20 protein-coding genes and 1 tRNA gene are annotated in these 24,903 nt (G+C 64.1%); 9 read left to right on the top strand and 12 right to left on the bottom strand.

Annotated elements, in window-relative coordinates:
* Positions 1-6: 6 nt before the first annotated feature.
* From prmC to argS, 8 genes are all read right to left on the bottom strand, one after another.
* Positions 7-879, bottom strand: a complete 873-nt coding sequence (gene prmC / locus ACIPY2_RS02145) for a peptide chain release factor N(5)-glutamine methyltransferase (protein WP_400264741.1) — start codon at positions 877-879, stop codon at positions 7-9.
* 18 nt (positions 880-897) lie between these two features.
* Positions 898-1,971 (bottom strand): peptide chain release factor 1, encoded by a 1,074-nt coding sequence (gene prfA / locus ACIPY2_RS02140; protein WP_400264740.1) that lies wholly within the window; start codon positions 1,969-1,971, stop codon positions 898-900.
* Positions 1,972-2,116: 145 nt separating this feature from the next.
* Positions 2,117-4,255, bottom strand: a complete 2,139-nt coding sequence (gene rho, locus ACIPY2_RS02135; protein ID WP_400264739.1) for a transcription termination factor Rho — start codon at positions 4,253-4,255, stop codon at positions 2,117-2,119.
* 307 nt (positions 4,256-4,562) lie between these two features.
* A complete protein-coding gene (gene thrB / locus ACIPY2_RS02130; protein WP_400264738.1) occupies positions 4,563-5,537 on the bottom strand; it encodes a homoserine kinase in 975 nt (324 codons plus the stop codon).
* Between the two features lie 2 nt (positions 5,538-5,539).
* The gene (thrC, locus tag ACIPY2_RS02125; RefSeq protein ID WP_400264737.1) at positions 5,540-6,643 is read right to left on the bottom strand and encodes a threonine synthase; all 1,104 of its coding nucleotides are present in this window, start codon (positions 6,641-6,643) and stop codon (positions 5,540-5,542) included.
* Complete coding sequence (locus ACIPY2_RS02120; protein ID WP_400264736.1) at positions 6,644-7,960, bottom strand: homoserine dehydrogenase; 1,317 nt, start codon at positions 7,958-7,960, stop codon at positions 6,644-6,646.
* The gene (gene lysA / locus ACIPY2_RS02115) at positions 7,953-9,425 is read right to left on the bottom strand and encodes a diaminopimelate decarboxylase (RefSeq protein ID WP_400264735.1); all 1,473 of its coding nucleotides are present in this window, start codon (positions 9,423-9,425) and stop codon (positions 7,953-7,955) included. The genes ACIPY2_RS02120 and lysA overlap by 8 nt, the downstream gene beginning before the upstream one ends.
* 4 nt (positions 9,426-9,429) lie before the next feature.
* The gene (gene argS / locus ACIPY2_RS02110; protein WP_400264734.1) at positions 9,430-11,094 is read right to left on the bottom strand and encodes an arginine--tRNA ligase; all 1,665 of its coding nucleotides are present in this window, start codon (positions 11,092-11,094) and stop codon (positions 9,430-9,432) included.
* A 221-nt stretch (positions 11,095-11,315) separates the two neighbouring features.
* On the opposite strand from argS, the gene ACIPY2_RS02105 reads away from it, so the two are divergent.
* The 6 genes from ACIPY2_RS02105 (at position 11,316) to ACIPY2_RS02080 (ending at position 15,957) form a co-directional block, all read left to right on the top strand.
* Entirely contained in the window at positions 11,316-11,795 is a 480-nt protein-coding gene (locus tag ACIPY2_RS02105; RefSeq protein WP_400264733.1) for a hypothetical protein, read from the top strand.
* 5 nt (positions 11,796-11,800) lie between these two features.
* Positions 11,801-12,673: an FAD:protein FMN transferase gene (locus tag ACIPY2_RS02100; RefSeq protein WP_400264732.1), complete on the top strand. Its 873-nt coding sequence runs from the start codon at positions 11,801-11,803 to the stop codon at positions 12,671-12,673.
* Entirely contained in the window at positions 12,670-14,172 is a 1,503-nt protein-coding gene (locus ACIPY2_RS02095) for an oxidoreductase (protein ID WP_400264731.1), read from the top strand. The genes ACIPY2_RS02100 and ACIPY2_RS02095 overlap by 4 nt, the downstream gene beginning before the upstream one ends.
* 108 nt (positions 14,173-14,280) lie before the next feature.
* Positions 14,281-14,353: transfer RNA gene (locus tag ACIPY2_RS02090), tRNA-Arg, on the top strand.
* Positions 14,354-14,563: 210 nt separating this feature from the next.
* The gene (locus ACIPY2_RS02085) at positions 14,564-15,580 is read left to right on the top strand and encodes a M4 family metallopeptidase (RefSeq protein ID WP_400265095.1); all 1,017 of its coding nucleotides are present in this window, start codon (positions 14,564-14,566) and stop codon (positions 15,578-15,580) included.
* 77 nt (positions 15,581-15,657) lie between these two features.
* Entirely contained in the window at positions 15,658-15,957 is a 300-nt protein-coding gene (locus ACIPY2_RS02080) for a protealysin inhibitor emfourin (RefSeq protein ID WP_400264730.1), read from the top strand.
* A gap of 12 nt (positions 15,958-15,969) precedes the next feature.
* Here ACIPY2_RS02080 and ACIPY2_RS02075 read toward each other — a convergent pair whose 3' ends face one another.
* The gene (locus tag ACIPY2_RS02075; RefSeq protein ID WP_400264729.1) at positions 15,970-16,938 is read right to left on the bottom strand and encodes a GlxA family transcriptional regulator; all 969 of its coding nucleotides are present in this window, start codon (positions 16,936-16,938) and stop codon (positions 15,970-15,972) included.
* 81 nt (positions 16,939-17,019) lie between these two features.
* Here ACIPY2_RS02075 and ACIPY2_RS02070 point away from each other — a divergent pair, with 81 nt between their 5' ends.
* The 3 genes from ACIPY2_RS02070 (at position 17,020) to hrpA (ending at position 22,359) form a co-directional block, all read left to right on the top strand.
* Positions 17,020-17,190 (top strand): hypothetical protein, encoded by a 171-nt coding sequence (locus ACIPY2_RS02070; RefSeq protein WP_400264728.1) that lies wholly within the window; start codon positions 17,020-17,022, stop codon positions 17,188-17,190.
* Positions 17,191-17,378: 188 nt separating this feature from the next.
* Positions 17,379-18,371: a helix-turn-helix transcriptional regulator gene (locus tag ACIPY2_RS02065; protein ID WP_400264727.1), complete on the top strand. Its 993-nt coding sequence runs from the start codon at positions 17,379-17,381 to the stop codon at positions 18,369-18,371.
* Positions 18,372-18,384: 13 nt separating this feature from the next.
* Positions 18,385-22,359 (top strand): ATP-dependent RNA helicase HrpA, encoded by a 3,975-nt coding sequence (hrpA, locus tag ACIPY2_RS02060; protein ID WP_400264726.1) that lies wholly within the window; start codon positions 18,385-18,387, stop codon positions 22,357-22,359.
* 54 nt (positions 22,360-22,413) lie between these two features.
* On the opposite strand, the gene ACIPY2_RS02055 is transcribed toward hrpA, so the two are convergent.
* Genes ACIPY2_RS02055 through ACIPY2_RS02045 form a run of 3 tightly spaced genes read right to left on the bottom strand, consistent with a single transcriptional unit; the run spans position 22,414 to position 24,883 of the window.
* A complete protein-coding gene (locus ACIPY2_RS02055) occupies positions 22,414-22,842 on the bottom strand; it encodes an HIT family protein (protein ID WP_400264725.1) in 429 nt (142 codons plus the stop codon).
* On the bottom strand, positions 22,839-23,993 hold the full coding sequence (locus tag ACIPY2_RS02050) for an NAD(P)-dependent alcohol dehydrogenase (RefSeq protein WP_400264724.1): 1,155 nt from the start codon (positions 23,991-23,993) through the stop codon (positions 22,839-22,841). The genes ACIPY2_RS02055 and ACIPY2_RS02050 overlap by 4 nt, the downstream gene beginning before the upstream one ends.
* Positions 23,990-24,883, bottom strand: coding sequence for a sulfurtransferase (locus ACIPY2_RS02045; RefSeq protein ID WP_400264723.1), 894 nt, complete (start codon positions 24,881-24,883; stop codon positions 23,990-23,992). Before ACIPY2_RS02045 ends, ACIPY2_RS02050 begins: the two co-directional genes overlap by 4 nt.
* Positions 24,884-24,903 lie beyond the last annotated feature (20 nt).

Below are 24,903 nucleotides of genomic sequence, written 5' to 3'. Positions count from 1 at the left end.
ATTCTTTCACTCATCGGGAGCGGTCTTGGCCAGCAGTGCACTGGTGGCACGTTCCTTGCCGTTCAGATCATAGTGCGTTGCTATATCTGTCCAATGGCCTGTCCGGCGCAAGTGGGCGGCGATCCACTCAGCCTGTACCTCGGCGTGTTCCATCACAAAGAAGCCCCCCGGTTTCAGCAGCCGGGCCGCAGACGCGGCCGCCGCCGTCGGGAGTTCCATCCCGTCCGCTCCCCCGCCGTACAGCGCTTCGGGAGGATCGTGCAGCGCGACTTCCGGCTCGTTCGGGATGGCTTCGGCGGGAATGTAGGGCGGGTTGCTGACGACGACGTCGAAAGTGCCGTCATGCTCCGGCAACGCATTGCGCAGGTCGCCTTGAAGAAGCGTGACGCCCAAAGGCTCCAGGTTTTTTGCCGCCCACGCGTGGGCGAGCGAACTGAATTCAACCGCGAAGACCTCAGAACCCGGGAGCTCATGGGCAATGGAACCGGCGATGGCTCCCGAACCGGTCCCCAGGTCCACAACCTTCGGACTGGGCATTCCGGCGATGTGGTCGATCACCAACTGGACCACGGACTCCGTCTCGGGCCGCGGTATGAAGACACCTGGACCCACGCGCAGTTCCAGGTGGCGGAAGTAGGCGACTCCGGTGATGTGCTGCAGCGGCACGCGCCCGGCCCGTTCGGACACCAACTCCGCGTAACCCTCGGGGGCCGGTGAGTCGCCAAGAAGCATCGCGCGGAGTCGTCCCAGCCCCACGCCCAACAGGTGGTCGGCGAGGAGTTCGGCGTCGACCCGCGGGGTGGGAACGCCGGCTTCGGACAGAACGGCGGCAGCCTCGCGGACGGCGTCCGCGAGGCTTTGGCCCGGGTAAAACGTCATGGGGTTGGCTACCGGCAGTCAGTCGCCGATGGCATCAAGCCGCGACTGCTCATCCATTTCGATGGCCGACTGGATCACCGGTTCCAGGTCGCCGTTCATCACGGCGTCAAGGTTGTAGGCCTTGTAGCCGGTACGGTGGTCGGCAATTCGGTTTTCCGGGAAGTTGTACGTACGGATGCGCTCTGAACGGTCCATGGTCCGGATCTGCGACTTGCGCTGTTCGGAGTTCGCGGCATCGATCTGTTCCTGCTGGTGGGCAAGGAGCCTTGCCCGCAACACGCGCATCCCGGCTTCGCGGTTCTGGAGCTGCGACTTCTCGTTCTGCATGGCCACCACGATGCCCGTGGGCAGGTGGGTGATGCGGACCGCCGAGTCGGTGGTGTTCACGGACTGGCCGCCCGGTCCCGAGGAACGGTAGACATCGATCTTCAGGTCGTTCTGGTTGATCTCGAGCTCCTCGGGCTCATCAACTTCCGGAAGCACCAGGACACCGGCAGCGGACGTGTGGATGCGGCCCTGGGATTCGGTCACGGGAACGCGCTGCACGCGATGTACGCCACCTTCGAACTTCAAACGCGCAAAAACACCCTCAGCGGGGTCGTTCGAGCTGCCCTTGATGGCAACAGAGACGTCCTTGTATCCGCCAAGATCCGATTCGGTGGCGGAGATCATCTCAGTCTTCCACCCGCGCGATTCCGCGTAGCGCATGTACATCCGCAGGAGATCGCCCGCGAACAGGGCAGCCTCGTCGCCGCCTTCACCGCCCTTGACTTCAAGGATCACGTTGCGCGCGTCATCGGGATCGCGTGGGATCAGGAGGCGGCGCAGCTTCTCCTGGGCAGCCGGAATCTGTTCCTCGAGCGTCTCGACTTCGGCCGCGAAATCAGGATCCTCGGCCGCCATCTCCTTGGCAGCCTCCAGGTCGTCGTTGAGCCCGCGCCACTTGTTGTACGCCTCCACGATGCCCTGAAGCTGGGCGGAGCGGCGTCCCAACTTGCGGGCCAAGGACTGGTCGGCGTAAACGGCAGGATCACTCAGCTGTGCCTGAATGGCAGCATGCTCATCAAGCAATCCCTGGACGGACTCAAACATTTTCAAACCTCTTTCGACTCGTACAAGTCTAATAACTGCGGCGTGTGGTTACTGACAGCCCAACCCGGCTGGGCCGAAAACGGAACGAGCCGCTGATTCTGCCGCCCCGCGCAGGGGCAGCAGAATCAGCGGCTCGCCAGAGCAGCTACTTGTCGTTGTCCGACTTTGCTCCAAGCGTCGTCTTCTGGACCTGCATGAGGAACTCGACGTTGCTTTGCGTTTCCCGGATTTTGTTGGTCAGCAGTTCAAGGCTCTGCTGCTGCTCAAGGCCGGAAAGGACGCGGCGCAGCTTCCACATGATCTTGACTTCTTCGGCCGAAAGCAGGTTCTCTTCGCGGCGCGTGCCGGAGGCGTTGACATCCACGGCCGGGAAGATGCGCTTGTCGGCCAACTGGCGGGACAGGCGCAGTTCCATGTTTCCGGTGCCCTTGAACTCTTCGAAGATGACCTCGTCCATCTTGGAACCGGTCTCCACCAGGGCCGTGGCCAGGATGGTGAGCGAGCCGCCGTTTTCGATGTTCCGGGCAGCACCGAAGAAGCGCTTCGGCGGGTACAGGGCTGCGGAGTCCACACCACCGGACAGGATGCGGCCCGAGGCCGGTGCTGCCAGGTTGTAGGCACGGCCCAGGCGGGTCATGGAGTCCAGGAGGACCACCACGTCCATGCCCATTTCCACAAGACGCTTGGCGCGCTCGATGGAGAGTTCGGCGACGGTGGTGTGGTCATCCGCGGGACGGTCGAAGGTGGAGGCAATGACCTCACCCTTGACGGTGCGCTGCATGTCCGTGACTTCTTCGGGGCGTTCGTCAACCAGCACCATCATGAGGTGGACCTCAGGGTTGTTGGTGGTGATCGCGTTGGCGATGGACTGCAGGATGAGCGTCTTGCCGGCCTTCGGCGGGGAGACAATCAGGCCACGCTGGCCCTTGCCGATCGGAGCCACGAGGTCGATGACACGCGGGCCGATCTTCTTGGGGTCCGTTTCGAGCCGCAGGCGCTCGGACGGGTAGAGCGGGACGAGCTTTGCGAACTCGACGCGGTCCTTGAGCTCCTCCGGCGTTTTGCCGTTGACGGAGGTGACGCGGACCAAGGCGTTGAACTTCTGGCGGGACGACTGCTGGTTGCGGTCTTCGCCTTCGCGGGGGGCGCGGATTGCGCCGACCACGGCGTCGCCCTTGCGCAGGTTGTACTTCTTGACCTGGGCCAGGGAGACGTAGACATCGTTCGCGCCGGGAAGGTAGCCCGAAGTACGGATGAACGCGTAGTTCTCCAGGACGTCGAGGATACCCGCCACCGGCAGCAGGACGTCGTCCTCGGTGACCTCGACGTCGTCCACGTCAGGTCCCTGGCTGCGTCCACGACGACGCTCGTTGCGGTCGCGGAAACGGTCGCTGCGGGTGTTGCCCTCGCGGTTGTCCTGGCCGCCACGACGATCGCCACGGTCATTCTGGTCGTTGCGATCGCGGCGGTTCCGGCGGTTCCGGCGGTTGCCGCCGTCTTCGCCGTCGTTCTCGTCCCGGCGGTTGTTGCGGGAGTTGTCGCGGCGTTCGCGCTGCGGCTGCTCGGAATCAGCCTGCTCGCGCTGCTCTGCACGCTCGCCGCGGCTTTCGCGCTGCTGTTCGGTGGCGCGCTGCTCGCTGTTACGCTGTTCGGTCCGCTCATTGCGGGCCTCGCGCTGCTCATTGCTGCGCTGGTCGCTGTTCGGCTGTTCGGTCCGCTGTTCGGTTGCCGGTGCTTCAGCAGTTTCGGCGGCAGCGTCCCCACGACGACGGTTGCGTGTCCGGGGCTGGCGGCGCTCGGCAGGAGCTTCGGCTGCTTCGGTAGCGGCTGGTGCAGCCTCGGGGGCAGCGGCTTCGGAAGCCGGCGCTGCTGCAACCTCGGCTGCGGCTTCAGCGGCGGCAATGACGCCATCGCTGGTGGCGCGACGGCTGCGGCCTCGCCCACGGCGAGGTGCTTCCTGGGCCGCGGTTTCCGGGGCAGCAACAGCGGCTGATGCCGTCTGCTGCTCAGCAACGGGGGCTTCCTTGGCCACAGCCGCCTTGGCGGTAGCCTTCGCCGGTGCCTTGGCGGCCGGCGTTCCTGCACGGTGGGCGGAAATGGCGTTGACCAGGTCCCCCTTGCGCATGCGCGATCCCCCGGAAATGCCCAGCTGGCTCGCGAGAGCCTGGAGCTGGGCGAGCTTAAGGCCTGCGAGGCCGCTGCTCTTGGTGGTTGCTGCCGTTGACGAATCGGCAGCAGAAGACGTGGTGTCCACAGCTGATGCCAGCTCAGTGGTTTCTGTCACGAAGGATCCTTCCCCCTCGACGGCGTCCGAAGCGAGAGCCGGACGCGATGATTTGTTCTGGATTGCAGTTCAGATCTGCAACCATTGATTTCGGCCGTGCCTGATGGATTGTGGCCAACAGGGCCGGATACTGATCGTCTTCACTGGATCCAGTTGCCCGGACAGCCGACTGACTTTTCAGGGAACAGAGAGAGTTCTGCGGCACCTGAGACAGGCCGGAAGGAGACGGCACCGCCAGACGTTGGCACAGTTGACGAAAGGTACGGCGAAACCACCGAGATCCAAAATCAGGGAACTGCCCGCGGCTTTACCGCCGGTGCACTTCCACTCTAGCACCTTCAACGTCCACAGCCAGCGTCATCACGCGCCAAGCCACGTCCGGTGTGTTGGCCGACGTAAAAGCGTTGATGTGCTCCGTGACGACGGCAGCCTCGGCAGTGCCGTTGGCCAGGACCATGACCGTAGGCCCGGCTCCTGAAACGACGGCCGCAAAACCTGCGGAACGAAGGGAAGCGATCAAGTTGGCACTGGGCCGCATGGCCTCGGCCCGGTAGCTCTGGTGAAGGTAGTCCTCGGTGCCCGGCAGCAGGAATTCCGGCTGGATGGTCAACGCATGGACAAGCAACGCCGCACGCCCGGAGTTCATCGCTGCCGCGTGGTGGCCAATGGAAGCCGGGAGGAGTCCCCGGGCCGTTTCCGTGGAGAGCTCATAATCAGGGACAGCAACGACGGGAACCACCGAGGCAGCCACGTCCGCACGGGTGCTGCTGTACTGCTCGCTGTCCTGCCATGACAGCGCCAATCCGCCGAAAATCGCAGGTGCGACGTTGTCCGGGTGGCCTTCGATTTCACTGGTGAGCTGCAGGATCCACTCACGGTCCTGCCGGGCCTCTTCCGGAACCAGGAAATTCGCGGCCGTGACGGCGGCAACCACGGCGGACGCTGAAGAACCCAGGCCGCGGCCGTGTGGGTTGACGTTCTCGGCAATGATCTTCAACCCGTTGCGCTTGAAACCGAGGCGATCCAGGGCGAGGTCGATTGCCCGGACCACCAAGTGGGTGGCATCCCGGGGAAGTGTTTCGGCCCCCTCTCCGGAGAGCTCGAACTCAAGCTCTCCGGAGGCGAGGGTTTCCACGGTCAGGGTGTCATAGATGGACAAGGCCAGGCCAAGGCTGTCATAGCCGGGGCCAAGGTTGGCACTCGTACCGGGCACCCTGACCGTCAGGCGCTGGCCAGCCGCGACCTCTGCACGATCAGTCACGGTGGGCTGCGTTGTTTCCACTCTTACTTTTCTTCCAGTCCCAGTTCTGCTGCGACAGTGACGACGTCGTTCGGCACCTTGACAGGCTGGACGTCACTGCCGTCCTCGGTGCGGAGCGCCCACTGCGGATCCTTCAGGCCGTGGCCGGTGACGGTGATGACGATCGTCTTGCCGGAAGGAACCTGGCCGGCGGCATGCTTCTTGATCAAGCCCGCGACGCCGGCAGCGGAGCCGGGCTCAACGAAGACGCCTTCCTTGGAAGACAGCCAGCGGTGGGCTGCAAGGATTTCGTCATCGGTCACGGCCTCGATCAAGCCGCCCGACTCGTCGCGGGCAGCCACTGCGGTCTCCCACGACGCGGGGTTGCCGATGCGGATGGCCGTGGCGATCGTATCGGGCTCCGTGATGGGGTGGCCTGCGACGAACGGGGCAGCACCTGCAGCCTGGAAGCCCCACATGACCGGAGTCTTGGTGGCAACTGCGGGAAGTGTGCCGTTTGCCGTCTCGAAGGGAGCGGAATATTCCTTGTAGCCCTTCCAGTAGGCGCTGATGTTGCCCGCATTGCCCACCGGCAGCACGTGGATATCCGGAGCATCGCCCAAGGAGTCCACCACTTCGAAGGCACCCGTCTTCTGGCCCTGGATGCGGGCGGGGTTGACGGAGTTGACCAGGAACACCGGGTAGGACTCACCGAGCTTGCGGGCGATATCCAGGCAGTTGTCGAAGTTGCCGTCCACCTGCAGCAGGGTGGCCCCGTGTGCGATGGCCTGGCTGAGCTTGCCCATGGAGATCTTGCCTTCGGGCACCAGTACGGCGCACTTAAGGCCCGCGGCGGTTGCATAGGCGGCAGCCGAGGCAGACGTGTTGCCTGTGGAAGCACAAACAACGGCTTTGGCACCGGCCTCGACTGCGGCCGTCATGGCCATGGTCATGCCGCGGTCCTTGAAGGAACCGGTCGGGTTCATGCCTTCGACCTTGAGGTAGACCTCGGAACCCGTCAGCTCGGAAAGCTTCTGCGCGTGGACCAGCGGCGTACCGCCTTCACCGAGGGTGATGACCTTCGTGGCTTCCGTTACAGGCAAACGATCAGCGTATTCGCGGATTACTCCGCGCCATTGGTGAGCCACTTAGACCCCTTCTACCCGCAGTACGGATGTCACAGAATTAATGACGTCCAGGCCCTTTACGGCCTCGACGGTTGCTGCGAGTGCAGCTTCGGATGCACGGTGCGTCACGATTTTCAGCTCGGCCGATTCGACCTTGGATTCGGCATCCCGGTGGATCGTCTGGCGCATGATCTCGATGGAGACGCCGTTCTCCGCAAAAATATGGGCAATGCGGGCCAGCACACCTGCCTGGTCGGCGACATCGAGACCGATGTAGTAGCTGGTGTTTGAGGCCGCGACGGGCAGCGCCTGCACGTGGCCGGTGGTCGTTTCAGTACGCCCCGGGCCACCAAGGACCAATCGGCGGGCGGCTGAAACCAGGTCACCGAGGACGGCTGAAGCGGTGGGGGTACCGCCGGCACCCTGGCCGTAGAACATCAGTTCGCCGGCATTCTCCGCTTCGATGAACACCGCGTTGAATGCACCGCGGACGGCTGCCAAGGGGTGTTCCCGCGGCAGGAGCGTCGGATGGACGCGCACGGAGATGCCGCTGCCGTTGTCCGATGACTCGATCTTCTCCGCGATCGCCAGGAGCTTGATGACGAACCCGGCTTCTTTGGCCGAAGCGATGTCCTCGGCACTGACCCTGGTGATGCCCTCGCAGTAGACGTCGTCCAGCGAAAAGCGTGTGTGGAAGGACAGCGAGGCAAGGATCGCGGCCTTCGCGGCGGCATCGTGGCCTTCGACGTCGGCTGTCGGGTCTGCTTCCGCGTACCCGAGGCGCTGCGCCTCTGCCAAGGCGTCTGCGAATTGGGCACCGGTGGTGTCCATTTGGTCAAGGATGAAGTTGGTGGTGCCGTTGACGATTCCGAGCACGCGCGTGATGCGGTCTCCGGAGAGGCTGTCCCGGATCGGTCGGAGGATCGGGATGGCTCCTGCGACTGCGGCTTCGTAGGAAAGCTGCACGCCTGCTTTGTCAGCTTCCTCGTACAGCGTGGGGCCGTCCTGCGCCAGGAGCGCCTTGTTGCCCGTGACCACGCAGGCACCATTCTGGATGGCCGTGAGGATCAATGAACGCGCCGGTTCGATCCCGCCCATGAGCTCGATCACGAGGTCGGCATCCTTGACCAGCGTTTCGGCGTCCGTAGTGAAGAGTTCGCGGGGCAATTCGACGTCGCGGGGAGTATCTATGTTCCGCACGGCAATACCTGACAATTCCAGGCGCGCACCGCTGCGGGCGGCCAGGGCGTCGGCGTCGTCAATGAGAATCCGCGCGACCTGGGCCCCAACGTTGCCACAGCCCAGCAGGGCCACCTTCAGGTTTCGCACTTCAGACATTCGCCACTCCCATGTCGCGGTTCAAGAGATCTTCTTCGGTTTCCCCGCGGACAATGAGCCTGGCGGCTCCGTCGCGCACAGCGACAACGCCAGGCCGGGCCAGGTAGTTGTAATTGCTGGAGAGGGCCCAGCAGTAGGCGCCGGTACCCGGTACTGCGAGCAAATCACCGGCTGCCACATCCGCGGGCAGATATACATCTCTAACAACTATGTCGCCGCTCTCGCAATGTTTGCCCACTACGCGGGACAGCTGCGGATCGGCAACGGAGGCCCGGGAAGCCAGAATGGCCGAATAATCCGCGTCATAGAGCACCGGACGGGCGTTGTCGCTCATTCCGCCATCCACCGACACATACCGGCGGGGATACGTAACGTTTTCCTGGTCTCCGGCCGCGGATTCCACGTCCACCCGGACAGTCTTCCGGGTTCCAACCTCGTAGAGGGTGAAGGTGGTGCTGCCGACGATGGCCCGGCCGGGTTCGATGGAAATGCGGGGCGGCTCAATACCAAGTTCAGCGCAAGTGGAACGGACGACGGCGGCCATTGCGTCCGCGATCTCGGCCGGCGGCCTCGGAGTGTCCACCGGCGTGTAGGCAATTCCATAACCGCCGCCAAGGTCAAGTTCCGGCAGGACGATGGAGTACTTGGCCTGCATAGCGGCTTGGAATCCGAGGAGTTTTTGGGCAGCCAGCTCGAAACCGTCGGGCTCGAAAATCTGGGAGCCGATGTGGCAGTGCAGGCCAAGGAGCTCGATGCCGGGGTAGGACGCCGCTGCGGCTACGGCTTCCTCTGCGGCGGACAGTCCCTGTTGGGCCGTGGAATCCCCGGCCATTGACAACCCGAATTTCTGGTCCTCGTGCGCCGTGGCAATGAACTCGTGGGTGTGCGCGTGTACACCCGGCGTGAGGCGCAGCATGACCTTTGCGGTCTCTCCACGGCTGGAAGCAATCCTGGCCACGCGTTCGAGCTCGTCGAGGCTGTCCACCACAATGCGGCCCACCAGCATGTCCAGCGCGCGGTTGATCTCGGCGTCGGACTTGTTGTTGCCGTGCAGGCTCAAGTTGCCGCCCGGAACCCCGGCCCTTGCAGCGACCGCCAGTTCACCACCGGAGCAGGTATCCAAACGGAGACCTTCCTCCGTGACCCATTGGGCGACGGCGGTGCACAGGAAGGACTTGCCTGCGTAGTAGACGTCTACTCCCCCGCAGATATCTGCGAAGGCGGCGTCGAAGGCGTCCTTGAAGCTCCGTGCGCGGAGGCGGAAGTCTGTTTCGCTCATGACGAAGAGCGGCGTTCCGAACTGTTCCTTCAGTTGGGTGACCGCCACGCCGTCGATGGCGACCTCGCCGTCGGCGTTCCGGTCCACGCCTGCCGCCCACATAGGCGCCTGCAGGACGTTCAGGTCCTCGGGCACGGCAAGCCACTCCGGGGCAAGGGGTGACACGTTTGAAGTCTCCGTGGTCATGGCCTTACATCCGTTCCGGCGCCGAGACGCCCAGCAGTTCGAGTCCGTTGGCCAGCACCTGGCTCGTGGCGTCATTGAGCCACAGACGGGTCCGGTTGACGTCCTGCACCGGCTCGCCGCCCTGTGGCGAGACACGGCAGGCGTCGTACCAGCGGTGGTAGGCGCCGGCAATGACTTCAAGGTGGCGGGCCACGCGGTGGGGTTCGCGCAGTTCGGCTGCCTTGGCCACGATCGACGGGTAGCTGCCCAAGTAGGAGAGCAACTCGTTTTCCGTGGGGTGGTCCAACAGCGAGGCATCGAAAGCGTCTTCCCCGTTGACCTGGCGGTCAACACCAGCCTCGGCCGCATTCCTGGCAGTTCCACGCGAGCGGGCATGGGCGTACTGCACGTAGAACACGGGGTTCTCGTTGCTGTTCTTTTTCAGCAGCTCCGGGTCGAGGGTCAAGGGGGAATCGGCCGGGAACCGGGCCAGCGAGTAACGGACTGCATCCTTGCCCAGCCAGGAAATGAGGTCCTTGAGCTCGATGATGTTGCCGGCGCGCTTGGAAAGCTTGGCGCCGTTGACGGAAACCAGCTGGCCGATCAGGACCTCGATGTTTGCTTCCGGGTCATCTCCCGCGCACGCGGCAATGGCCTTGAGGCGGTTGATGTAGCCGTGGTGGTCTGCGCCGAGAAGGTAGATCTTCTCGATGAAGCCGCGGTCCTTCTTGGAGAGGTAGTACGCGGCGTCGGCAGCGAAGTACGTCGGTTCGCCGTTGGCGCGGATCATTACGCGGTCCTTGTCGTCGCCAAAGTCCGTGGTGCGGAGCCAGACAGCACCGCCGTCGTCGAACACATGGCCCTGCTCCCGGAGGCGTGCGACGGCCGCTTCGATGGCACCGGCGTCGTGCAGTTCCTTTTCGGAGAAGTAGACGTCGAACTCAACGCCGAAATCGGCCAGGGTGTTCTTGATGTCCACCATCTGCGCCTCATAGGCAGCCGCGCGGATGACCGGCAGGGCGGCTTCGTCCGTCAGCTCCCGGATATCCGGATGCGCCTTCAGCACTTCGTCCCCAAGTTCCAGGATGTATTCGCCCGGGTAGCCGCCCTCGGGAACGCCGCGGCCGTGCAGCCGGGAGAGCACAGAGTTGGCGAAGACGTTCATCTGCGAACCGGCGTCGTTGATGTAGTACTCGGCAGTGACATCGGCTCCTGAAGCGCGCAGGACCCTGGCAATGGCGTCGCCCAGGGCTGCCCACCGGGTGTGCCCGATGTGCAGGGGGCCGGTGGGGTTGGCCGAGACGAATTCCATGTTGATGATGTGGCCTGCGAGCGCCTGGTTGGTGCCGTATGCGGCGCCGGACTCGACGATCGCCTTGGCGAGCGCACCTGCGGCAGCGGCTTCCACTGTGATGTTAAGGAAGCCGGGTCCGGCAATTTCCACGCCCGCGACCCCGGGGATTTCCTTCAGTCGACTACTCAGGATCCCGGCGAATTCGCGCGGGTTGGTGCCGGCCTGCTTGGCGAGCTGCAGGGCGATGTTGGTGGCCCAGTCGCCGTGATCCCGGTTCTTGGGTCGCTCCACGCGGACGTCGTTGGGGACGGCAGTTTCCGCCAAGGCGATTTCGCCGGCAGCGACGGCGTCCTTCAGGCAAGTGGATATGGCAGCAGAGAGTTCTTCGGGAGTCACGCATCCAGCCTACCGGGGGCCCGCAAAGACGCGGAATTTAACGCCAGCTATGTGGGTAACCGCTCACAGGAACGGCACAGTAAAGGCGTCGTGCCGGCACAGCGTGAACCATTACGCTGATTTCGACGTTGTTGATGACGTAAGAGGTGGCCCTGGCGCCATCCACAGTGCAGAACCCAAACACACCCGAACGATCTTGTCCCGGTTGAAACGAGCAGAACATGACTACGCCACTCCGCAAGAGCCTCTACGCCGGGTTCGCCGGCCTGTCCATCATGGGAACGGCCGCCTGCGCACCCGCGGCGGAAGCACCCACCCAAACCCCCGCCACCCAGAACGGCGGACAGGCCTCCACCACCAGCCCCACATCGTCCGCCGCTTTGTCGGGCGGTGCGGCTACAGGGTCGACCTACAAGGACGGCACATACAGCGCTGACGGGACCTACACTTCCCCGAACGGCCAAGAGACGGTAGGAGTGCAGTTGACACTTGCCGCGGACAAAGTCACGGCGGTCAACATCACCACGCATCCGTCCAATCCGAACACCAGGAAGTTCCAAGGCGAGTTCGCCAGCGGCATTGCCGCCCAGATCGTCGGCAAGGACATTGATGAGCTCAACGTCTCCAAGGTGGCCGGTTCCTCGCTGACCTCCGGCGGCTTCAACGACGCCTTGCAGCAAATCAAGTCCCAGGCCAAGTAGCAGCCATGCCGCACCCGGGCTGGAACTCCTTCAGCTTTGAAGGCATCGGCACTCACTGGGAAATTTCGACTCCGCACCCTTTGGCGCCCGGAGTCCGCGGCCAAGTGCTGGACACGGTGGCGGATTACGACCATACCTACTCGCGATTCAAGCCCGATTCCCTGGTGTCAGGACTGGCCGCCGCGCCGGGAAGCATCACGCTGCCCACCCACGCGGCGGGTTTGGGTGAGCTGTACGACATCCTTTACCGCCTCAGCAGGGGCGCAATGACGCCCTTGATCGGCAGCAGCCTGGACCGTCTCGGCTACGATTCCGCATACTCCCTGGTTCCCGCCGGAATGCCCGTGGCAGCGCCGCGGTGGGAGGACGTTCTTGAGTGGGCCGGAACAACCCTGACGGCGCGTGAACCGGTGGTCCTCGATGTCGGGGCGGCGGGAAAGGGCCAGCTCGTGGATCTTCTCGGAAGTGTCCTCGCCGGTACCGGCCATCCGGATTTCCTGGTCGATGCCAGCGGCGACATGCTGCATGCAGGCGGACAACCGGTCAAGGTGGCCCTCGAGCATCCCTACAATCCGCAGCAAGCCATAGGGGTGGTGGAACTGGACAACGCCGCGCTGTGTGCCTCCGCCGCGAACAGGCGGGCATGGGGTGACGGCCTCCACCATGTCCTTGACGGAACCACCGGGCAGCCAATCCGCACGACGGTGGCCACCTGGACCATGGCTGCCAACGCCATGGAAGCCGACGCTTTGGCAACAGCATTGTTCATGGTGGAGCCCGAACAATTGGAAACCGCGTTCGATTTTTCCTGGCTGCGTGTTTTCTCGGATGGCGCCGCCACGTTTTCCGCCGCCTTTGAGGGGAGACTGTTCAGATGATTGCGGTCAAATCGCGGCTCGATACCTGGCTGGGCCGGTTCACCATGTACCGGTTGATCCTTTGGGTCCTTGGCATCCTGGCGGCTTACAGCATGATCCTCAATGTCCTGGGGTGGCTGACGTTCGGGCTCCCGCAGATGCTGGTGCATCTGATGCTGTGCGTCGGCCTGACATATGCGAGCAGCCGCCTGCTGGCACTCGTGTTCCGGACGCGGCCGCATTCGGAGTCCTCGCTCATCACGGGGTTGCTGCTGTACTTCCTGTTCTGGCCCTCGTTCGCGGCCACGGATATAGCCGGTGTTGCCCTGGCGTGCGTCCTGGCCAGCGTTTCAAAGTACGCATTGGCCTTCCGCGGCCGGCACATCTTCAACCCGGCGGCCGCCGGTGCCTTCATCACGGGCCTGACGGGCCTCAATATCGCCACGTGGTGGGCTGCAACTCCGGCGATGCTGTGGCTCCTGGTTCCGGGCGTCCTTGCCGTTCTTTACCGGACCCGCAAGATGCTGATGGCCGCCGTGTTCCTCGTGGTGGCCACCGGAATCGTCTTCACGGAACTGCTGGGCCGTGGAATGACCGTGGGGCAGGCCTTGTGGCAGCCCCTCGCGCAGCGTCCGCTGCTGTTCTTTGTGGGCTTCATGCTTACCGAGCCCCTGACCCTGCCGCCACGCCGCTGGCAGCAACTGGGGCTCGCCGCCGTCGTGGGTGTTGTCTTTGCGGTTCCCTACAATCTGGGGTTCGTGGCCAACTCACCTGAACTGGCACTTTTGCTAGGCAACCTGCTGGCCTTCTTCCTTGGCCAACGGGGCAGGGTGGAACTGACGTTCAAAGGCTCGCGCCAATTGACTCCGGACAGCCGCGAGCTCCGGTTCGAGCCCAAGCGACCCGTCCGCTTTGCTGCCGGCCAGTTCATGGAGCTGAATCTTCCACACCGGCGTTCGGACGGAAAAGGCCGCCGCCGGGTCTTCAGCATCACCAGCGCTCCGGGAGCGCCGGAGGTGACCTTCGGCGTCGGTACGGCCGGGCCTTTGTCTGCCGCCAAGAAGGCCCTGCTTTCACTGGAACCCGGGGACAAAGTGACCGCTACCTCGGTGGGCGGCGACTTTCTTCTCCCTCGCGACCCCGGCAGGCCTGTCCTGCTCATAGCTGCGGGAATCGGCGTTACCCCGTTCCTGTCGCATCTGGCGTCAGAATCCCGACCGCGGGACATCGTGCTGCTCTACCTCGCCGAAAGCCGGGACGAACTCGCTGCATGCGGGCAGCTGGAAGCCTCGGGAGCGCGCGTTATCGCGCGGCTTGCGGACGGATCCACTCCGCCGGCGTTCATGCACGACGCCGGTACCGGCCGCATCGACGCACGGCGCCTTGGCGAGTTGGTACCCGATATCCCGGAGCGGGAGGTCTACGTCTCCGGCTCACCGGCGAGCGTGGATTCCCTGCGTGCAGCAGCGCGCGGGGCCGGGGCGCGAAAGGTGCGCGTGGATTCGTTCGCGGGGTACTGACCCTCCACGGGCTACCGGCCACGCGCCTGCCCGGCGCCCGTTTTCCTTTGCGCCGCGCGGGCTGCTAAGCTCTAGGACGTCCCACCGGCAACGGAGGGAATCCCCGTTGCCCTCGTAGCTCAGGGGATAGAGCGTCTGCCTCCGGAGCAGAAGGCCGTAGGTTCGAATCCTATCGAGGGCACAGCAAAGTACCCCGCCAGTCCAACTGGCGGGGTACTTTTTTGTTGTCGGCCAAACCCAAGGCCCTGCTATCAGTTTGAGGCTTGCCGCACCGCGGACTGAAAAATGTCGGCCCCGGCTCCTAGTCTGATTTCAGTTGCCGGTCCACCAGAGCCAGTCCGCTTCCAGCAAAAAGGGGTTTGCCGTGATTTGTTCCATCGTCCCGCCATACATGCTTCGCAGGCTCGCTGCCCAGGATGAACCACGCCTCCGGGCGGTCGCCTTGGCAGCCAAGGAATCCCTGGTCCATATCAAGGAGATCCAGTCGGTGCGGTCCGCCCCAACGCCGGTCCCGGCCCCGAGTGCGCGCCAAGCGCAGCCCGGACCGCCAAAGCGCACCATTTACGACGCCGAAACTTCCGAGAACCTCCCCGGGAAGCTCGTGCGCAAAGAAGGCGCCGAGCCCACGGGTGACATCACGGCGGACGAGGCCTACGACGGCCTTGGGAGCACCCACAGGCTCTACGCGGAAGTTTTCAGCCGCGACTCCATTGATGGTTCAGGCCTCCCCTTGGACGCCAGCGTCCACTACGGCCATTTGTATGACAACGCCTTTTGGGACGGCCAACAGATGGTTTTTGGCGACGGCGACGGCGAGGTATTCCAGCGGTTCACCAAGTCGGTGAGCGTCATCGGCCATGAACTCGCCCACGGAGTCACACAGTTCACTGCCGGCCTTGCCTACCGCAACCAGGCCGGCGCGCTTAACGAATCAATGTCCGACGTCTTCGGCGTGCTGGTGGAGCAGTACTTGAAAAAGGAAAACGCCGCGCAGGCCTCCTGGCTGATCGGCGAGGGCCTTTTCACGGACAAGGTGCAAGGCGCGGCCCTGCGTTCAATGAAGGCCCCCGGCACGGCATACGACGACGACGTACTGGGCAAGGACCCGCAGCCCGATTCCATGGACACCTACGTCCGGACGAGTGCGGATAACGGCGGCGTCCACATCAACTCCGGCATACCCAACAGGGCCTTCTACCTCGTATCCTCAGAGCTTGGCGGCAACGCCTGGGAGGCTCCGGGCCAGATCTGGTACGGGACGCTGACCAGCGGGTCCCTGCCACCGGCCTGCACCTTCGGCAAGTTCGCACGCACCACGCTCGCCACCGCCGAGGAACTGTTCGGGGCAGGCTCCGCGGAGCATGACGCCGTACGCAAGGCATGGGACACTGTGAAGGTCAAGGTTTAGTCCAGCCGGCGGGGCTGCGCGGCTTCCGGCAGTCGCACGGCGGTTGGTGTTGAAGATGGAACGGGAAGCAGCCGGGCATGAAGATCACGGTCCAACGCAGCGGGGGCATTGCCGCCATGACCCGCGTTTGGAGCGTGGAAGCCGTGTCCGCGGACCAGAAGGAGCGCTGGCTTCCCATCGTTGAAGCCTGCCCTTGGGACGAGGCGAAGAGCCGCTCAGCTGCCAACGAACCCGACCGGTTCATGTACTCGATCAGGGCAGGCCAACACCGCGCCACCTTGCCCGAACGCGACGTCACGGGCCCTTGGCAGCAACTGGTGGAGTGCGCCAAGGCCGAAGGAGCCGAGTCGCGGGGCCGGCCCGCCGGACGTCGCTAGGGACGCGTCCGGCTAAATGGCCTCTGCCAGCTGGCCGCGGAAGGCGCGGCGGTAACTCTGCGGGCTGGTGTCCAGCACTTTGGTGAAGTGGTGGCGCAGGAGCACGGAGTGCCCAAACCCGGCCTCCCGCGCAATCTCATCGATGTTCAGCTCGGTGGTTTCAAGCAGTTCCTGTGCCCGAAGTACCCGCTGGGAGTTCAGCCACGCCGCGGGGGTGGCACCCGTTTCCGCCCGGAACCGCCGAGCGAATGTCCGCGGTGACATGTGCAGTCGCGCAGCGAGGTCGTTCACGCTGTGCTCCTGGTCCAGATGTTGAACCATCCAGCGCAGGAGGGCCTCCATGGGCGCCGATCCGCACGTCGGCATGGGCCGGTCGATGAATTGTGCCTGTCCGCCGTCACGGTGCGGCGGTACCACCATGTCGCGGGCGATGGCGGCGGCCACATTGGCCCCCAGCTCCACCCGCACAAGATGCAGGCAGGCATCGATCCCGGCCGCGGTTCCGGCACTCGTGATGATATTTCCGTCCTGGACGTACAGGACGTTTTCATCGACGATCACGCCAGGATAGCGCGTGGCAAGGTCCTGGGAATAATGCCAGTGAGTGGTGCAGCGCCGCCCTTCCAACAGACCGGCCCGCGCCAAGGCAAAGGCGCCGGAGCAGATGGACATCACCCAAGCGCCGCGGGCGTGGGCTGCCCGGAGTGCCTCGTAGACCGCTTCCGGGACTTCCTGGTCCCGGCCGAAGGGAGCCATGATCACCAGGTCGGCATCCTGCGTCGCTTCAAGCCCGAGGGTGACGTTCAGGGAAAGCCCTGACTTCATCCGAACCTCGCCTGGCTCAGGGGCGCATACCCGGAAATCGAAGGCCGGGACCCCCGATCCACGGTCCGTCCGGTCAATGCCGAACACCTCGAACGCGGTGCCGAACTCGAAGATGGAAAACTCGGGAACCACTATGACGGCTACTGATTTGAGCATGCTTCCAGTGTGGCAGAAATTTATTCATTTGGGGCATTTCTGCCACTGTTTCTTACCCAGCGTCGGGAGAAGGATGGAGGCATGGAAATCTTCGGAATCATCCTCTTCATAGTCCTCATCACCGCCGTCGCAGCAACCATCACAGCCCTTCTCAAGGATGGCCGCGGGCACAACCCGCCCATCAATTCCAAGGAACCGTGGAGCGCGTTCGACGCCCCCAGCAGCCCCTACTGGAACCCACGGATCTACTGACCGGCGGCCAGTCCCTGGATACGCACAGCCGCACTCTCCGCACGGCGCCCGTCTGTCCACTGAGTACTGCAGGACTCTTTGAACGGGCGGGCGCCCCTATGTGCGCGGCGCCCCTATGTGCGCGGCGCCCCTATGTGCGCGGCGCCCCTATGTGCGCGGGCAGTAGGCGGTCGGCTAGATTCACTGGCATGATCCAAACCTCTGCCCGGCTGCTCCAGCTCCTGTCACTGCTGCAGGTGCGCAGGGAATGGACAGGACCTGCCTTGGCTGAGCGGATGGGGGTAACCGAACGTACTGTCCGCCGGGATATCGACAAGCTCCGGAACCTTGGCTATCCCATTCATGCCTCCCCCGGGATCGCCGGCGGTTACCAACTTGGCGCAGGCGCCCAACTCCCGCCACTTCTCCTGGACGACAACGAAGCCTTGGCCGTCGCTCTGGGATTGAACGCGGTCGCCGCCGGACCCGTGGCAGGAATCGGCGAGGCCTCGGTCCGTGCACTGGCCAAGCTTGAGCAAGTGCTGCCCTCGCGCCTGCGACCGAAGTTCGCCATGTTGAAAGCCGCCGTGACCACCCTTCCCAGCAACGCGGCGTCGGTGGACCCCCAGCAACTGACCGCCCTGTCCGCAGCGATCTCCGACCGCAGGCAGGTCACTTTCGACTACGCCAAATTGGACACCGCCCCCGAACGGCGGCTCGTGGAACCCTACAGGCTGGTTGACACCGGCCGGAGGTGGTACCTGGTTGCCTGGGACGTAGACCGCGAAGACTGGCGGACGTTCCGTGCGGACCGGATCGTCTCCTTGCCGGGCGAACGCAGGAAGTATGAGCCGCGCCCGTTGCCGGCGGAGGACATTGCCGAGTATGTCCGGCAATCGATCACCCGGTCGCCGTACCGGTTCGACGTCGTGGTGCGGCTGCGCGCGCCCCTCGCCGAGGTAGCCGCCGTCGTCGGGCCCCATCTGGCCTCACTCACTGCGGAAGGGCCTTCGTTGACCATCCTGCGCGCCGGTTGGGACAACCTTGCTGCTCCCGCCGCGCAACTGGCCGCCTTGGACATGGAATTCGAAATCATCGGGCCTGCAGAGTTCAAGGCTTTCGCGCTCCAGCTGTCCAGAAGGCTGAGCACGGCCGCCGGGGATGTGACGGGCGCCGCTGATCAGGACGGTACCCGGCAGTAGACTGGCATCAGCCATGACACTTCATATCTCTTACCCTGCCGAGCTGCCGGTCTCCGAACGCCGCGAGGATCTGATGGCGGCCATCGCCGCAAACCAGGTGACCATCATTGCCGGCGAGACCGGGTCCGGCAAGACAACCCAGATCCCCAAGATGTGCCTGGAACTGGGCCTCGGGGAAAAAGGCCTGATCGGCCACACCCAGCCCCGCCGCCTCGCAGCCAGGACTGTGGCCGAACGGATCGCCGCGGAGCTTGGTGTCCAAATCGGCGAAGAAGTCGGCTTCCAGGTCCGGTTCACCGGCGAAGTCAGCGCAGCCACCAAGATCAAGCTCATGACCGACGGCATCCTGCTCGCGGAGATCCAACGCGACAAGCTGCTGCGCAAATACAGCACCATCATCATTGACGAAGCCCATGAACGCAGCCTTAACATCGACTTCATCCTGGGCTACCTGAAGCGGATCCTGCCCCAGCGGCCGGACCTGAAGGTCATCATCACCTCGGCCACGATCGATCCTGAGCGGTTCGCAAAGCACTTTGGCACCGAAGACTCACCTGCCCCGATCATCGAAGTTTCCGGCCGGACGTACCCCGTGGAGATCCGTTACCGTCCGCTGTCCCAGCCGGCCGATCCCGACGAAGACAGCTCCGATGACGAGCTCGAAGAGGACCGCGATCCCCTTGATGCCGTGTGTGACGCCGTGGACGAACTCGCCAAGGAAGCCCCGGGCGACATCCTGGTTTTCTTCTCCGGTGAACGCGAGATCCGCGACGCCGCCGAAGCCCTGAACGGACGCATCAAGGCCAACCGGAGGCTCGCCGGCACCGAGGTCCTCCCCCTCTACGCAAGATTGAGCCTGCAGGAGCAGCACCGGGTATTCAACCCCGGCGGCCAGCGCCGCATCATCCTGGCCACCAACGTGGCTGAGACCTCCCTCACCGTTCCCGGCATCAAATACGTCGTGGACACCGGAACAGCACGCATTTCCCGCTATTCACACCGGACCAAGGTACAGCGGCTGCCCATCGAGCGGGTGTCCCAGGCATCAGCGAACCAACGCTCCGGGCGGTGCGGCCGCGTCTCCGAAGGCATCGCCATCCGGCTTTACTCTGAAGAAGACTTCGAGTCCCGGCCGCAATTTACCGATCCCGAAATCCTGCGAACCAATCTCGCCGCCGTCATCCTGCAGATGACGGCCATGGGCGTGGCCCGCGGGCCCAAGGACGTGGAGAACTTCCCCTTTGTGGAACCGCCGGAATCGCGGGCAATCAACGACGGCGTCACTCTCCTCCGCGAACTTGGCGCCCTCAGCGCTCCGCAAGCACAGAAGACGGAAACCGGAGCTGCCGGCGGCAGCAACAGCAGAAGCCAGCCCCGCGGCGGCAGCGGTTTGACCGCCGTCGGGCACAAACTTGCGCAATTACCGGTAGACCCGAGGCTGGGCCGCATGATCGTGGAGGCCGGTAAACGCGGTTGTGTACGCGAGGTCATGATCCTGGCTGCGGCACTCACCATCCAGGACCCCCGCGAACGCCCGACGGACAAGCAGCAACTTGCCTCCGAAAAGCACGCGCGTTTCCGGGACGAGAACTCAGATTTCACCGGCTACCTGAACCTTTGGAACTACGTTCAGGAGAAGCAACGGGAGCTCTCCTCCACCCAATTCCGGCGCTTGTGCCGGACGGAGTTCATCAATTACCTCAGGATCCGCGAATGGCAGGATCTGTTCACGCAGCTTCGCCAGTTGGCCAAGCCCTTGGGGATCACCCTGGACAACAAACGCGAGGCCGATCCGGTGGGCCTTCACGAGGGTATCCACATCAGCCTGCTCTCCGGGCTGCTGAGCCACATCGGCATCCTCGACGAGCGGAAGCGCGAGTACGCCGGCGCCCGAGGTACGCGCTTCGCGATCTTCCCCGGTTCGGCCCTGTTCAAGAAGTCTCCGCCGTTCGTCATGGCGGCCGAACTGGTCGAGACCAGCCGCCTGTGGGCCAGGGTGGCAGCGAAGTTCGATCCGCTGTGGGCGGAGCAAGTGGCGCCCGACCTTGTGAAGCGCTCCTACAGCGAGCCCCACTGGTCCTCGCGCCAAGGTGCCGTCCTGGCGCATGAAAAGGTGACGCTCTATGGCGTTCCCATCATTCCCAACCGTCGGATCAACTACGGGCGCATCGATCCCGAGCTTTCCAGGGAACTCTTCATCCGGCATGCCCTGGTGGAGGGTGAATGGCGCACACAGCATAAGTTCTTCCACCGCAACCGTGCGCTCCTGCAGGAGATCGAGGAACTCGAGACCCGAATGCGTCGCCGCGACATCCTGGTTGACGATCAGGCGCTGTTCGATTTCTATGACGCACGGGTTGGAAAGGACGTAGTCTCCGAGCGGCACTTCGACAAATGGTGGAAGGAAGCCCGCCAGTCCGATCCCGCTCTGCTTGATTTCGACCAGTCCCTGCTCATGAGCGAGGACGCAGAGGACCTGGATGATTCGGCGTATCCCAAGGTCTGGCTCCACAAGGGCTTCGAGCTTCCACTGAGTTATGAGTTCCACCCCGTGGCACCTGGCTCGGCACCCAACCCTTCTGACGGCGTCACCGCGGAAGTGCCGGTCCTGTTCCTGAACCAAATGGAAGATGCTCCCTTCCGCTGGCAGATCCCGGGCCAGCGGGTCGACCTGGTCACGGCATTGATCAAGTCCCTGCCCAAGCAGGTCAGGAAGAATTTTGTGCCCGCTCCCGACGTCGCCCGCCAAGCCACCGCGGCGCTGGAAGCGGACTTCGATCCCGCGTCCGACTCCCTGGAAACTTCGCTGGAACTGGTGCTCAGGCGCCTCCGCGGCCATATCATTCCCCCCGGTTCCTGGAACTGGGATGCCGTCCCTGCGCACCTGCGTGTGAGTTTTAAGGTGGTGGACAGCCGCGGGAAAGTCCTCGGGGAGGGCAAGAACCTTACCGAGCTTCAGGAAACGCTCGCCCCGGCCACCCGGCGGGCCATTGCGGAGTCCCTCGGTGCCACGCCTGCCACAACCCAAAGAGCCAAGAACGGGCAGGGCAAACCCGGCGGTTCGTCGCCACGGAAGCAGGAGGCGGCCGCGGCGCCCGCGGCGGGCGACGGCACGGTGGCGGAACGCACGGGCATCACCCAGTGGGACGTCGGTACGGTTGAACGCCAGGTTACGCGTACGGTCAAGGGCCACGCAGTGACCGGCTTCCCGGCACTGGTGGACGAGGGGAAATCCGTGGCCCTGCGGGTGTTCCAGACACGGCAGGAACAGGAAGCAGCGATGCGCAGCGGTGTCATCCGGCTGCTGGCGTTGCGCATCCCCTCCCCCGACAGGTACGTGCTGGAACACTTGAGCAACACGGAGAAACTGACGTTCAGCCAGAATCCCCACGGCTCTGTAGCCGCCCTGATCGCAGATTGCGCGTTGGCCGCAATCGACAAGCTGACACCAGCCGAACTGCCATGGGACAAAGCCTCCTTCGACGCGTTGTACGAGGCGGTCCGGGCTGAACTGATCGATACGGTCTTCACGGTGACGGCCGTCGTCGAACGCATCCTTTCCAGTACCCGCCGTATCCAGAAGCAGCTCAAAGCCAACGCCAGCCTGGCCCTCATCAGTGCCCTGAATGACATGAAGAGCCAATTGGAGCAACTTGTCTTCCCTGGTTTCGTGGCACAGACGGGCTACGCCCAGCTGAGCCAAGTGCCGCGTTATCTGCAGGCCATTGAGAAACGACTGGAGAAGCTTCCGGGCAACGTCCAGCGCGACGCCCTGAACATGGCTGTGGTCCAAGGGCTGGAGGACGACTACGACGACGCCGTTTCCGCGCTCCTCCCCGGGCGTGGGGCCGGACCGGACTTAACCCACGTGCGCTGGATGATCGAGGAGCTACGGGTCAGTTTGTTCGCCGTGGAGCTTGGCACCGCCTACTCTGTTTCCGAAAAGCGCATCAGGACGGCGTTGAACCAGGCTCTCGCCCCTGCTTAAACGACCAACCCGGTGGCGCGGTTTCAGCACCACCGGGTTAAAGCAGGGACAGACTCAGTCTTCGGGCACCACGTCACCGTGGCCCGCTGCCCGCAGGGCGGCGCGCAGCTTCACGGCCGTGGCATCCATGATGGCCGGATCGGGGTTGTGGTCTACGTTGTGCACCTCAAAATCAGCCATGGAATAGGCGGGCCACACGTGCACGTGCAGGTGGTCCACCTCGAAGCCCTCCATGAGCACGCCTACCCGCTTGGCCTCGAAGAGCCCCTCCTGCACCTTGCCGATCTTCTGGGCCACGTCCATCACCTTTCCCAGCAGTTCCGGGCTGGCATGGGTCCAGGAATCCACCTCTTCGCGTGGCACCACCAAGGTGTGGCCGGAGGTGATGGGCGCGATGGTCAGGAAGGCCACAACGTCCGGGTCCTTCCAGACAAAACGGCCCGGAATCTCCCCGTTGATGATTTTCGTGAACAACGTGCTCATGCATCAGCCCTGTCTGCGGGTTCCTGGAGGGTGGAGGCGTCCAGGACGAAGCGGTATTTCACATCGCCGGCCACCATGCGGTCGTAGGCCTGGTTGAGTTCTCCGGCCCCGACGATCTCGATGTCGCTCGCCACTGAATGCTCCGCGCAGAAATCCAGCATTTCCTGGGTCTCCGCGATGCCACCGATCAGTGAACCCGCGTACGCGAGGCGTCGCCGGATGAGCTGGCCGGGGCTGACGGGCGGCATGTCTTCTGCCGGCAGGCCCAGCTGGAACAGCGCACCCTCCAAGCGAAGGGTGCGGAAGTAGGGATTAAGGTCATGGGGCGCGGCGACGGTATCGATGATGACGTCGATGCTGCGGTCGGCCGCTTCCATCGCTTCGGCGTCCTTGGACAGGACCACGTGGTCCGCACCAAGTTCACGGGCGGCCTCGAACTTGGACTCCGAGGTGGTGAACACTGTGACTTCGGCCCCCATCGCCTTGGCAATCTTGACGGCCATGTGTCCCAGGCCGCCCAATCCCACCACGCCGACGGCGTCGCCCTCTTCCACTTCGAAATAGCGCAGTGGCGAGTACGTGGTGATGCCGGCGCAGAGCAGTGGGGCCGCTGCGGCGGGATCCAAGGCCTCTGGAATCCGCAGGACGAACCGGCGGTCCACTACAACCGACGTCGAATAGCCGCCTTGCGTGATGGCATCGCCGTTCCGGGGGTCCTTGGCTCCGTAGGTACCGACGTTGCCCCGCTCGCAGTACTGTTCGAGGCCTTCGAGGCAGCTGTCGCATTCCCGGCAGGAGTCCACCAGGCATCCGACACCAACGCGGTCACCCGGAGCGAAGTCCTGCACGGCACTGCCTACGCGCGTCACCCTGCCCACGATCTCGTGGCCCGGCACCAACGGATAGGGAGGGATGCGCCATTCACCCCGGGTCGCGTGGACGTCCGAATGGCACAGTCCGCAAAACTCAATGGCGATCTCTACGTCGTCAGCCTTGGGTGCGCGCCTGGCGATCGTCAGGGGCACCAAGCCACTGTCCGGCGATGTTGCCCCATAGGCAGCGGCGAGGGTCGTGCCTTCGGCACCCGAAAGGACTGCTTCGGGAAGGATCGGTTTGGCAAGGGGCGGGGGCACAGGGCGTCCAGGGGTCATGCTTTGACGCTACTCCCAGCCGGGCTGCCGGTGCCACTTTGCCGGTCGCCGCTGAACGGCGCCCCGCCCACCTCGACCGGGTTGCCACGATTGTTGGACCACTGCGAGAACGAACCGGGGTACAGTGCCGCCTTGAAACCGGCAATCTCCAGGGCGGCAATCTGGTGAGCTGCGGTCACGCCCGAACCACAGTAGACCGCAACGTTCGAGCCCGCATCGACTCCCAGGTCCAGGAACCGCTGACGCAAGGCATCGGTTTGCAGGAATGTCCCTGCATCCGTGACGTTCGCCGTAGTTGGAGCGCTTACGGCTCCGGGAATGTGGCCCGCCCGTGGATCGATCGGTTCGATTTCACCCCGATAGCGTTCCCCGGCCCGGGCATCCAGGAGTACGCCTTCCCGGTGCCACAAGCCCGCTTCCTGTTCGGTGATCGTGGGCATGTTGCCCTTACCGAGGGTGACATTTCCGACGACGGGCGTCACCTCTCCGGTCTCCACCGGGTAGCCGGCCGCACGCCAGGCCGGCAGGCCGCCGTCGAGCAGGTAAACGGACTCCACGCCCGCATTCCGCAGCATCCACCAGGCCCTGGCCGCTGCCATGCTGCCGCTGTTGTCGTACGCCACTACGGTGTCGCCGTCGTTGATTCCCCATCGCCGCGCCGACTCCTGGAAGCGGGCTGCAGACGGCAGGGGGTGCCGGCCCCGTTCGGGTTCGGCATGGTCGGCAAGCTCCGTGGGAAGGTCCACGAAGACGGCCCCCGGAAGGTGCCCTGCGAGATACTCGTCGTGCCCGTCGGTCCGGCCCAGGACCCAGCGGACGTCCAGGAGCACGGTCCGCTCCCCTGCCGCGATGCGGCGCTGCAGCTCGGTCGCGTCCAAAAGGATCGCCATTGATTCTCCTCGTTTGCCGT

This window comes from Paenarthrobacter sp. NPDC089675, from assembly GCF_044749185.1.
Lineage (GTDB): Bacteria > Actinomycetota > Actinomycetes > Actinomycetales > Micrococcaceae > Arthrobacter.
Note: the sequence above shows the minus strand (reverse complement) of the source record. Positions and strands in the feature narration are given on the sequence as shown.